The following is an 11119-nucleotide window of genomic DNA, read 5'->3' as shown; positions in this document are numbered from 1 at the left end:
AGAGTACGTCAAAGGATTGCCACACAGAGGAGGTGCTGCATGGAGAAAGCGGTCATCGACATCATTCGAGAGAAGGAAGGCCTACCCGACAGCATGAGCGACAGCGACATTGTGCGTGAGTACAAAGGCACCTATACCGCGGCCCGCGCCGCCATCAGCGTGGACCATAAGCCGCTGGATCAGGTGATGGCCGATACCATGGCCAAAATACTGCCCTTCATGCGCCATGATCGAAAGAAGAAAAAGTGAACCAACGAAAAAAGCCGCTGCAATGAATGCAGCGGCTTTTTCGATATTGGTCGGAGTGACAGGATTCGAACCTGCGACCTTTGCAACCCCATTGCAACGCGCTACCAAGCTGCGCCACACTCCGATGCCCGTTGGCTTTCGCTTCAGGACGGTGCGTATACTAGCGCTTTATCAGCCAAATGAAAAGCCCTTTTTGCGCTTTCTTTTCAAATGCTTGCCGTGCTGCGCTGAAAAGCACCCATCAGGCTAGCGATCCGCGCTTGCCAGCAGCGTCGCCATGGCATCGTACACGCCGGGGGCGGTTACCAACAGCTGCTCAGGGAAAAGGTCGGCAGGAATGCCTTCCGGCACCTCGACCAAATGCCCCACGCGTGCACCGGCTTCCCGGGCGATCACCCAACCTGCCACAAAATCCCAGGGGGATACGGTTTCGTAATAGGCATCCAGGCGCCCACAGGCGATGTCGCAGATATCCAGCGCCGCCGCTCCGTTGCGCCGGATGTCCTGGCAGTGGGTCAGTACGGCTTCGAAACGCGGCAGCAGAGCCTTGCGGGCCTGCTTGTCGTAGGGAAACCCAGTACCGACCAGCGTGCTGGCCAGCGTTTCGGCACCGCTGGGCTGGATAGGCCGCTGGTTGCAGTAGGCCCCCAGCCCCTGGGCAGCGCTAAAGGTTTCATTCAGAAACGGTGCGTGAACGACGCCCACCTTGCCCACGCCCTGCTCGATCCAGCCAATGGACACCGCCACATGGCGCTGGCCCTGGGCAAAGTTCACCGTGCCATCGATAGGGTCCACGACCCATAGTTGCTCGGCGGGATGATAGAGCGCCTGTTCGGGGCTCAGCTCTTCGCTAAGCCTTGCCTCACCGGGAAAGTGCTCTTCCAGGCGCTGGCTGATTCGCTGGTCGACAGCGACATCGACATCGGTGACCAGCTCCATGCCGTCTTTAAGCCGTTGGGCGAAGTTCTGCTGTTCGCGCGCCTCGCGGATCATCTGCCCCGCCTCTTCGGCGATGGTAATTGCCAGCGCCAGGCGCGCTTCCAGGGTATACGCTGCCATCAGGTTGCCTCTTCTAACGAACGATGGATGAGTCAATAGAGAGATCAGCATAAGCGCTAGCCGATGGCATTACCATGAACGCTCGCTCAAGCGACTGACCTCAACACGCCCCAAAAGCTCGTTAACGCAGCGCGTCCACCAATATATCTACCACCACCCGTGTAGCGGCTTCGATGAGCACCACGTCTGCCCCGACGCGCTCCCACTCATAGCCTGGGTAGCGTGGCAGTTGCTGTGCAATGGGGCCATCGAAGCGCTTGGCGATCCCCGGCGGTAGCGGCTTGCCCCGCTCCAGCTGGCGTTGTATGCCGGGCGGCAGCGGCTCGGCGCGGGGGGCTTCGTACTGGCGCAGCAGGCCGAGCAGCTCCCGCTCGTTGATACGCGGCAGATCGATATAGCGCTCCGAGCGATGCTCGCGATCACGGCGATATTCATGGCGATGCTCCCGCTGATATTCCTGACGATGCTCACGCCCGCCCTGGCCCACCTGCTGCTCCTGGTGGCCGCGGGCACCATGGGCGGGGGCATGCGCAGGCTGAGCACTCGCCAGGCCGTGCCAGCACAGCGTGCCAAGGAGCACGGCAAGAGAAAGTGGTTTCATGATGGGCTCCCGGAAGTATTGTTGCCTGAAGAAGCCACTAGTGTATGAGGGAATTACGCAGGGAGTGTGTAAAATTCGCGAACTTGTATGCAAGTAAAGTGATAAGACGGCTTACTTCACTCAGGTGCCATGACGCGCTCGACCATCCCTTGGCTCGTGATGCGGGCCTGAACGTTTGGACGCTGGGTATTCAGCACAAGGGAAGTGCCATCGCCATCGAATACGCCGCGCAAAGCATCGGCGACAGCCAACTGAGTTGGCTGGTCGCTTTCGCCTACGGAACAGGCTGCGAAGTGGTATGGTTCAAGGACCTCATCCAGGTGATCCGTTGCCAATACGCGTGTTTTAAAGGTGCTTAGCTCTTGCTGACAGGCGCTGAAGGCGGAACGGTCCAGGTAAGCCAAGTAAGCGGGCAGGCTCATTCCTGACAAAAGGGCTATCACCGCTATCACGATTAACAATTCAATCAGACTAAAACCGCTGGCTAGGGTTCGCATACTGTTTTCATATAGTAGAGCCAAATAAAAGGCCGCTCCTGAAAAAGCGGCCTGATACATAACATAACGCAAAATAATTATTAATTAACCACCTTAAGTGCCGGCATTTGCATCAGCTGGCGCACCTGCAAAAATACGTCCACTTTGAATCCTGATAACTACCTCACTCGCATTACCACGGTCACGCTGAGTTTCAATCGGATCTGAGGTGCCATCTGAGATAAAAGCCTCTACCACGTCTTCGCGGTCTCCCGTGTCATTAAGATCACAAGCCTGAAAATCAAAAGCAACTCTACTTGCTAGTGCTGAGGCATCATCATTTGATAGAGCAGACTCAGACATGACTGCACTTCGATAAGAAGATAGCTCTCCGGTACATGCACCTACAGCTGAGCGATCCAAATAATTACCATACTGAGGCACACCCACAGCAGCAAGCACGCCAATAATAGCCACCACAATCAGCAGCTCTATGAGGGTAAAGCCCTGCTGCTTGAAGCGGCGGGGTTGGTTGGGTTGGGTCGTTTGCATTGCGAGGTTCCCTTGCAGTGTAGGAGTCATCAGGCCAAAGCTTACTGAACATCAGCCTTGCTTGCTGATTACATTAGCTTACCCACCCCCCCTTGGCAACCAGCTTTATCCTCCTGACATGCCCCGATAATCGGCTTATTTCATGGTATGGAACCTGTACGTGGCTGGTACCTCAGGAACAGTAAATATGGTACAACCCTCAGCATTGCATTCCGTTTCATTTGCCCGCTGCCGAGTATGCCATGAGCCAACCTGCCCCTGAGTCTACGCTGAGCCATGCTGCCCTGAACGGGGGGTTGCGGGGCATCGCCAAACGGCTGGTCAAGCACGGCCTGCTTACGGATGCCCAGGCAACCATTGCAGAAAGTACTGCTGCCGAACTCCAGATTTCGCTGCTGCAGCATGTGGTCGATAGTGGCTTGGTCCCCGCCGACGAGGCCGCCGTCGCCGCCGCCTGGGAGTACGGCCTGCCAGTGGTGAACCTGGAAGCCCTGCGCGTCACCGCCCTGCCTGCCGCCAACGATTACCCCGTCAAGATTCTGGAGCGACTGGGCATTCTACCGCTGGCACGTCACGGCCATCGCCTCACCGTGGCGGTGCCTTACCCCGCCACGCTGACCCAGCTGGACGAGCTGCAGTTTGCCACGGGGCTCAGTGTGGACGGCGTACTGGCGCCAGCGGATCAGCTGCGCGACACGCTGGTGCAGTACCTGGCGCAAAACGAACGCAGCATGCTGGATGAGCTGGAAGATGTGGATGATGCCGTCAGTGAGCTCAACATCATCCAGCACGAAGATGGTAGCGAGACCACGCTGGACAAGGCGACCCAAAGCGGCGAAGACGCGCCAGTCGTCAAGTTCGTCAATAAAATCCTGCTGGATGCCATCAGCCGGGGCGCTTCGGATATTCACTTCGAACCTTACGAGACGCAGTATCGCGTGCGGTTTCGCATCGACGGCATGCTGGTGGAGATTGCTCGGCCACCGTTTGCCCTTCGACATCGCATTGCTGCGCGCTTGAAGATCATGTCACGGCTCGATATCTCCGAGCGCCGCCTCCCCCAGGATGGCGCGTTGAAGCTGCAGCTGTCACGCACCCGCTCGATCGATTTCCGCGTCAACTCGCTGCCCACCGTCTGGGGCGAGAAGGTCGTACTGCGGATTCTCGACCCCACGTCTGCTCAGTTGGGGATCGACCAGTTGGGGTTCACCCCAGAACAGCAAACCGCCTACGAGAGTGCGCTCAAAAAACCCCAGGGAATGATCCTGGTCACCGGCCCTACCGGTAGCGGTAAAACCGTGACCCTGTATACCGGCATCAATATCCTGAATCAGGTGCAGCGCAATATCTGTACGGCGGAAGACCCGGTGGAAATCAAGGTATCCGGCATCAATCAGGTCAACGTATTGCCCAAGATCGGGCTCAATTTCGCCAGCGCCCTACGCGCCTTCCTTCGCCAGGACCCGGACGTGGTGATGGTCGGTGAGATCCGCGATCTGGAAACGGCGGAAATCGCCGTCAAGGCTGCACAAACCGGCCACCTGGTGCTCTCCACCGTGCATACCAACTCCGCCGCCGAAACCTTGACGCGCCTCGCCAACATGGGGGTGGCCACGTACAACATTGCCAGCTCGGTGAGCCTGATCATCGCCCAGCGGCTGGCGCGCAAGCTATGCAACCAATGCAAAGCACCTGCCGACATTCCCGCAGAAGCGCTGCGCAAGGCGGGCTTTAGCCAGCAGGACATTCGCCATGCCACCATTCATCATGCGGTGGGCTGCAAGCAGTGTACCCAAGGCTACAAGGGCCGGATCGGGGTGTACGAAGTCGTACCCATCAGCGACGACATGCGCCAGTTGATCATGCGCGACGGCAACGCCATCGAGATCGATCAGCAGGCCAGGCGCGAAGGTCATCCCAGCCTCTACCAAAGTTGCCTCGGCCGCGTGCTGGATGGCAGTACCAGCCTCGACGAAGTTAACCGTATCAGCAAGGAGTGACCCCTCGCATGGCCAAAGCCAAGGCGCGCCGCGCCAAACCGGCCCCGTTGCATCGCTGGAAGTGGTCTGGCAAAGGCCCACAGGACCGCCCGATGAAGGGGGAGCTGATCGGCAGAACCAAGGCCGATATCGTCGATCAGCTCGCCAAGCAACGGATCGTCGCCGGCAAGATCCAAAAACGCAGCAGCTTCAGCGGCCGAGGCAAGGTCAATAATGTCGATATCATGGTGTTCGCGCGGCAAATGGCCACCATGGTGCGCGCTGGCATTCCCATCCTTCAAGCTCTTCAGGCGGTCTCCGAGAGCCTCAAAAAACCCGCCATGGTGGCGCTGACCCAGCAGATCATGGAAGACGTCTCTTCCGGTGATAGCCTCTCCGCGGCCATGGCCAAGCACCCAAAGCAGTTCGATCGCCTGTTCGTCAATCTGGTAGATGCCGGTGAGCAAGCCGGTGCCCTGGACCAGATGCTGGAGCGTATTGCCAGCTACAAGGAAAAGGTCGAATCGCTGAAAAATCGCGTCAAGAAAGCGCTCTGGTATCCCACGGCGGTCATGGCCATCGGGGTCGGGGTCACCATGCTGCTGCTGATCAAGGTGGTCCCGGAGTTCGAAAGCATGTTCCAAGGGTTTGGCGCAGAGCTGCCAGCGCTGACACAATTTACCGTCAACCTTTCCGAGATGGCCCAGCGCTACTGGCTGCATGCCATCGGCGGGCTGGTGGGCAGTGTGATGCTGCTCAAGGCCGCGGCTCGGCGCTCTCCAAAACTTGCCTACCGACTGGATGGCCTGCTGCTCAAGCTGCCGGTGATCGGTGACATCATGCATAAATCGGCGGTATCACGTTTCACGCGGACACTGGCAACGACCTTTGCTTCCGGGGTGCCGCTGGTAGAGGGGCTGGAAACGGCGGCGGGCGCCGCCGATAATCGTGTTTATATTCGGGCCATCAACGAAGTGCGCCAGGACGTGACCACCGGCCAACAGCTGCACTTTGCCATGCGCATGACCAATCGCTTCCCTGCACTGGCGGTGCAGATGGTGAGCATTGGTGAAGAGGCGGGCTCGCTGGATGCCATGCTCAACCGAGTGGCCGACTACTATGAAGAAGAAGTAGACAACAAGGTCGATGCGCTGACGTCGCTGATGGAGCCCCTTATCATCGTGGTATTGGGCGCCCTGGTAGGCGGTGTCGTGGTTTCCATGTACCTGCCCATCTTCGAAATCGGCACGGCGCTTTAATCGCTCGGCCATCGACACCCTTATTTCACCTCAGGATCTCCATGGGCTTATCGCCAATCTTACTGCTTGCTATCTCACTGGTGCTGGGGCTTTGCCTCGGCAGCTTCTTGAACGTCGTCATCACGCGACTACCCGTCATGCTGATGCGCCAGTGGCGCAACGAAGCCCTGATAGCGCTGGAACAGCCACCCGAAGCACACCCCCGCTTCAACCTGGCATACCCTGCCTCATTGTGCCCTTCATGCGAGCACGCCATTGCCTGGCACGACAACCTGCCCCTGCTGGGCTGGCTGAAACGCCGTGGGCGCTGTGCCAACTGCCACACCCGCATCAGCCCCCAGTACCCCGTTGTGGAGCTGATGGGTGGGCTGTTGGCGGTGGCCGTGGTGCAACTGCACGGCGCAACGCTGGCCAGCCTGTTTCTGTACGCTGCCTGCTTGACGCTGCTGGTACTGGCAGTCATCGACCTGCGTACCTATCTGCTGCCAGACATTCTCACCCTACCCCTGCTGTGGATGGGGCTACTGTATCAGCTGCTGTTTCAACCACTGATGCTGCCCAGCGCCGTGATCGGCGCCATGGCGGGTTACTTGATCCTCTGGAGCTTCTACTGGCTGTTCAAACTACTCACCGGCAAGGAAGGCATGGGGTTTGGCGATTTCAAGCTGCTGGCAGGCCTGGGCGCGTGGCTCGGCTGGGAAATGCTGCCACTGCTGCTGATCGTCTCGGCAGGCCTTGGGGCCATCATCGGCCTGGGCGTTCAAGCCATGATGCCCAAGCTTCGCGGCCAACCCATGCCCTTCGGGCCTTTTCTCGCCCTGGCGGGCTGGTTAGGGCTTTTGGCGGGCAATGAGCTGATGGCCCTTTATCTCTCACTCTTCTGATCGGAGGCGATAATGATCATCGGATTGACAGGCGGCATCGGCTCCGGCAAGTCGACCGTGGCGCGCGCATTTGGCGAACTAGGGGCAGGCTGGGTAGATGCCGACGATATCGCCCGCGAAGTGGTCATGCCCGGCGAGCCTGCACTGGCAGCGATTACACAACGTTTTGGCCAACAGATACTCGATGCCGATGGTGGCCTGAACCGCGCTGCGCTGCGTCAGATCGTTTTCAGCGACCCCGAGCAGCGCCGCTGGCTGGAAAGCGAAACCCACCCGCGCATTCGGGAACGCCTGCAGTTGCGGCTAAAGGAGCTTGCTCTGAACTCGCCTTATGTTCTGCTGGTATCGCCACTGCTGTTCGAGTCGGGCCAGGATGCGCTGGCGCAACGCACACTAGTGGTCGATGTACCGGAGGCGCTGCAGCTATCGCGCACTTTAGCGCGCGACGGGGTGAGTGAAGCCCAGGTGCGTGCTATCCTCGCCGCCCAGCTATCGCGCCAGGAACGGCTCAGCCGTGCCCATGACGTGATCGACAACAGCGGCAGCCTGGAGCACCTGCAGCACCAGGTCGTCACGCTGCATCGACGCTACAGCACGATAGCGCACGACTGAGTAATGCACGATTGAGTCATGAGAGGAGAGATGCATGAAGAGCGCTGCCAACGATGCTCCACTGGAAGTCGCCTGCCCACAATGTGCCACGCCCGTGACCTGGAGCGCACAAAGTACCTATCGACCGTTTTGCAGCCAGCGCTGCCAGCTACTCGACCTGGGTGCCTGGGCCGACGAGTCGCACCGTATTTCCGGTGAATCGGCCATGGACGAAGCGGATATCGATACCCTGCTGGCTCAGGCCGATCGCGATGCCCCGCTCTCCTGAGGACTAGCCAAGATGCTCCCATCGGCCTCGCCCGCCTACCGCCTGCTGCATGAACTGGATGATCGCTTTGATCGGTTGATGGAAGCCATCGAGCAGGTTGCCTTGCTTTATGAGTCCCAGCCGTTACCCACCTGGCGTTTCGATGGCCTCAGCGACCCCGGCTGGGTAAGGCATGCACTGTTGGATATGTGGCATCAGCAAGCTCAGGATGGACGCGAAACGCGCAATTATATTGGAGTCATCGCAGCGGACGAAGCGCTATTGAAGGCCTTTCAAGACGTCAATCATGCCAAACAGGCCATCAGTGACTGGCTCAGGCACATCAAACAGGCCCACCCAGCTGCATTGAGCGAAGCCAAGCAGCGGCTACCACGCCGCCACCCTGACCTCGACAGCGTACTGCGTCAGAGCGGGCTGGCCAGGCTGCACTTGAAGCAGTGCTGGCGACTACTCCCCATCGCAGAGGCTCCCGTCGCCAGAATACGCTTTGCCTGGTATACCAGCGGCCGCTCCATCAAACGCCTCAGCGTCCAGGAGGCGGAACAGAAATTACTGCAACTGGATACCGAAGCCCCTCATGTGCGTATCCAATTACGCAAGCTGGCCAGCCTGCCCAGCCAAGAAGTGTTGGCCCAAGTTCAGAGCCAAGCCCCGCTGATGCGCGCCAATCTTTTCTACACCGAACCGCTGGCAGATGGGCATACGCGACGGGCGCTCAATGTGGCCATGCCCCTCGTGGTACCTGCCCCAGAGGGGCGCTTACCGGATATCAAGCCACCCCCACCCTCAGCGCCCACCACCCGCACCCGTGCAAAGCGCCGGGATGAAAAGCTGGAGAGTGAGGTGTTTCTGCCCAGCCTGCGGGTCTTCCGCTACCGTTAGAAGCCCCCTTCACTCACCGGGTATTTCCTCCAACGCCCACACATTGTACTTGAGCAACGTATCGATCAACTCGCGCAGCGCCCCTGCCGATTGGTCGTACTCGGCCATCAGCGCATGCAGGCGCTCGCCGAACAGCTCATCACGCCGCTTCTGTTGGTCCGCCTGATCTTCTGCTTCTAGCTCGGCCAAGGAGCGCACCGGAGGGCCAGTGGGAATATCGAAATCACTGTCAGGGTCTTCCAACTGACGCAGTGCTTGGGCAAAGGCGTCATCCAGCTCACGAAACTTGCGCAGCTTCTCACGCTCATCCAGCTGTTTAGAAACCTTGTGATATTTCATTGATGTTTCATCTACACCTTACGAAAAATGGTCGACAAACCTGAGAACAGGCCATTTTAATCAAAAACTGTGCACAAACGCGTATTCTTGAAGTGCAAACTTGCCTTTGCTACCGCTTGGAAGCATAAAGACAGCAGCGCGAAGACCTCACCATCGGTAACAATGATTAACCGAACAGGTGATTTAAGCTAATACCTTTTACGTCATCGCCGGCAAGGAACAGCCACTCTGTCTATCTCCATGCCCTGGCACATACTGCCACCAGAGATGGCCTACCAGGTCATGAGTACCCATACGCACCGGGAGAGTGCACTGACAGGTCAGTCACAAGCTACCTGTTTGAACCACGCATAGGAGGCCAGATAGTGTTCAATGCAATGTCGCGAGCTGAGATCTGGCTGCAAGACTCGCTTGATCAACCACTGAGTATCGAAGATCTTGCCAGTCACTTGGGATATTCAGCATCACAGGTGCGGCGTCAATTCCGCCAATGCTTCAGCATGTCACCCCGAGCGTACCGAGAGCAACGGAGACTGGAGCGTGCAGCAGTGCTGCTGTCGTTGACCCAGCAAAATATAGCGCATATCGCCGCGCAGTGCGGCTATGTGAATCATTCTTCCTTTTCACGCGCTTTTCAACGACGCTACCAGCTGTCTCCCAGGCATTATCGCCAAGCTGTCAACGATATGCATCACCTGATACCCCCGGCAAAGTCATTTACCACGGATATAAAGCAAGGCAGCCCTCGTCAAGCCGTCTATATGCGTATCTACAAGGCGGCACACGCCATTAGCGGCTTGGGCAACCGCAAGCGCCATTCCAACCATCTCTCCTGCCTGGAAGCTCAGCTCGGCGGTTCCACGCCCGCTGTGGCTCTCCCCGACCTGCTGGCAGACAAGATCTCTGCGCTCAACAGTACGACAAAGCAGTATAAATTACGCACCGATATCGGGCTGCATCTCGAAAACCAGACGGGCACCGATAGCGTAGCCTTACCCGTAGAATATCGACGTATCGATATTCCCTCACAACACTATGCGGTAACGCTGTTTGATGATTTTAGCGAGCTCGCTGATGCGTTGACGGCGACACTGTGTCAACTGCACTATCACCAGAGCCTTTATCACATTAGCGGGGGCGCACCTCATGTGCTGTGGCGCAAGGAGCACCTGGAACTCAAGGTACCCTTGCAACGCCTTACATAGTCACTGTACGACGATGCACGAAAGAGGCTGGGAAGTTATGGAGAGCATTACCTGGCCTCGATGGCAACACTGCGATACCGCTAAAACAAAACCGGCACTTCTGGGAAGAAATGCCGGTCGAGAAACTTAATCTTCCAGACGAACGAGCCAAGACTCGACGGTATCATCGCCGTGCTCGTCTTTCCAGCTGCGCAGGCCTTTGTGATTACCACCGCGAGTTTCGATCACTTCACCCGTGTTCGGGTTCTTGTAGATCTTCAGGCGGCGCTTGCGGCGAGTAGCAGCAGCCGGTGCCTTGGGAGCGCCACGCTGGTCAGCAGCGGGGTCCAGCAGAGCGATGACATCACCAGGGCGCTTGCCGAACTCGGTCATTAACGCTTCCAGCTTGGCTTTAAACTCGAGTTCACTTTTCAGACGCTGGTCGTTTTCCAAGCGCTGCAGTTCTTCCTGAAGCTGCTTAAGCTGCTGTTCTTTTTGGATGTAATCATTTAACAGAGACATGGGAGGTCCTTTTAGAATGAAGATAACTACCTTGGCACTGAGCCGGGAAACTCAACACCGACTATTTCAGGATGCGGACACATTATTGCCTTAAATCCGCTGATTGACAATAGTCTAGTTGATTTTAGCGCCTTTACTAAACAATTTTAGTAACTATTCAGGTGGTTGCGGATAGCCTGTCGACAACCACCTGATTTTTCTGGCATAGTGCACAGCATCATTCGGCACACCTATGCGGCGATATGACCATCAG

Annotated in this window: 14 protein-coding genes and 1 tRNA gene; 8 read left to right on the top strand and 7 right to left on the bottom strand. The window is 57.7% G+C overall.

All coding sequences use genetic code 11. From position 1 onward, the window contains the following. The first annotated feature begins 39 nt into the window (after positions 1 to 39). Positions 40 to 249, top strand: a complete 210-nt coding sequence (locus IE091_RS05835) for a hypothetical protein (RefSeq protein WP_189463024.1) — start codon at positions 40 to 42, stop codon at positions 247 to 249. 47 nt (positions 250 to 296) lie between these two features. Here IE091_RS05835 and IE091_RS05830 read toward each other — a convergent pair. The 5 genes from IE091_RS05830 to IE091_RS18610 form a co-directional block, all read right to left on the bottom strand. Continuing rightward, positions 297 to 373, bottom strand: a tRNA-Pro gene (locus IE091_RS05830). Positions 374 to 495: 122 nt separating this feature from the next. Then, a complete protein-coding gene (locus tag IE091_RS05825; protein WP_189463023.1) occupies positions 496 to 1308 on the bottom strand; it encodes an inositol monophosphatase family protein in 813 nt (270 codons plus the stop codon). Positions 1309 to 1429: 121 nt separating this feature from the next. Continuing rightward, positions 1430 to 1909 carry an anti-virulence regulator CigR family protein gene (locus tag IE091_RS05820; RefSeq protein WP_189463022.1) on the bottom strand — a complete coding sequence of 160 codons (480 nt, stop codon included), beginning with the start codon at positions 1907 to 1909 and terminating at the stop codon, positions 1430 to 1432. A 116-nt stretch (positions 1910 to 2025) separates the two neighbouring features. Next, positions 2026 to 2466, bottom strand: a complete 441-nt coding sequence (locus tag IE091_RS05815) for a pilin (protein ID WP_229800770.1) — start codon at positions 2464 to 2466, stop codon at positions 2026 to 2028. A gap of 33 nt (positions 2467 to 2499) precedes the next feature. Next, positions 2500 to 2937 (bottom strand): pilin, encoded by a 438-nt coding sequence (locus IE091_RS18610; RefSeq protein WP_189463021.1) that lies wholly within the window; start codon positions 2935 to 2937, stop codon positions 2500 to 2502. 242 nt (positions 2938 to 3179) lie between these two features. On the opposite strand from IE091_RS18610, the gene pilB reads away from it, so the two are divergent. From pilB to IE091_RS05780, 6 genes are read left to right on the top strand one after another with little or no spacing between them, the layout of a single operon-like run. Then, positions 3180 to 4937 carry a type IV-A pilus assembly ATPase PilB gene (pilB, locus tag IE091_RS05805; protein WP_189463020.1) on the top strand — a complete coding sequence of 586 codons (1758 nt, stop codon included), beginning with the start codon at positions 3180 to 3182 and terminating at the stop codon, positions 4935 to 4937. Between the two features lie 8 nt (positions 4938 to 4945). Beyond that, entirely contained in the window at positions 4946 to 6175 is a 1230-nt protein-coding gene (locus IE091_RS05800; RefSeq protein ID WP_144982714.1) for a type II secretion system F family protein, read from the top strand. Between the two features lie 41 nt (positions 6176 to 6216). Next, entirely contained in the window at positions 6217 to 7059 is an 843-nt protein-coding gene (locus IE091_RS05795) for a prepilin peptidase (protein ID WP_096923037.1), read from the top strand. 12 nt (positions 7060 to 7071) lie between these two features. Beyond that, positions 7072 to 7671: a dephospho-CoA kinase gene (gene coaE / locus IE091_RS05790; protein WP_096923038.1), complete on the top strand. Its 600-nt coding sequence runs from the start codon at positions 7072 to 7074 to the stop codon at positions 7669 to 7671. Between the two features lie 34 nt (positions 7672 to 7705). After that, positions 7706 to 7939: a DNA gyrase inhibitor YacG gene (yacG, locus tag IE091_RS05785; RefSeq protein WP_039178088.1), complete on the top strand. Its 234-nt coding sequence runs from the start codon at positions 7706 to 7708 to the stop codon at positions 7937 to 7939. Between the two features lie 12 nt (positions 7940 to 7951). Continuing rightward, entirely contained in the window at positions 7952 to 8821 is an 870-nt protein-coding gene (locus IE091_RS05780; protein ID WP_189463019.1) for a DNA replication terminus site-binding protein, read from the top strand. Between the two features lie 9 nt (positions 8822 to 8830). Here IE091_RS05780 and IE091_RS05775 read toward each other — a convergent pair whose 3' ends face one another. Next, entirely contained in the window at positions 8831 to 9160 is a 330-nt protein-coding gene (locus IE091_RS05775) for a hypothetical protein (protein WP_016913758.1), read from the bottom strand. A gap of 365 nt (positions 9161 to 9525) precedes the next feature. Here IE091_RS05775 and IE091_RS05770 point away from each other — a divergent pair, with 365 nt between their 5' ends. Next, positions 9526 to 10365 (top strand): helix-turn-helix transcriptional regulator, encoded by an 840-nt coding sequence (locus tag IE091_RS05770; RefSeq protein ID WP_039178094.1) that lies wholly within the window; start codon positions 9526 to 9528, stop codon positions 10363 to 10365. Between the two features lie 126 nt (positions 10366 to 10491). On the opposite strand, the gene IE091_RS05765 is transcribed toward IE091_RS05770, so the two are convergent. Continuing rightward, positions 10492 to 10866 (bottom strand): histone-like nucleoid-structuring protein, MvaT/MvaU family, encoded by a 375-nt coding sequence (locus IE091_RS05765; RefSeq protein ID WP_039178096.1) that lies wholly within the window; start codon positions 10864 to 10866, stop codon positions 10492 to 10494. Positions 10867 to 11119 lie beyond the last annotated feature (253 nt).

It is taken from the genome of Vreelandella hamiltonii (genome assembly GCF_014651775.1).
In the GTDB taxonomy this organism is placed as follows: domain Bacteria; phylum Pseudomonadota; class Gammaproteobacteria; order Pseudomonadales; family Halomonadaceae; genus Vreelandella; species Vreelandella hamiltonii.
Note: the sequence above shows the minus strand (reverse complement) of the source record. Positions and strands in the feature narration are given on the sequence as shown.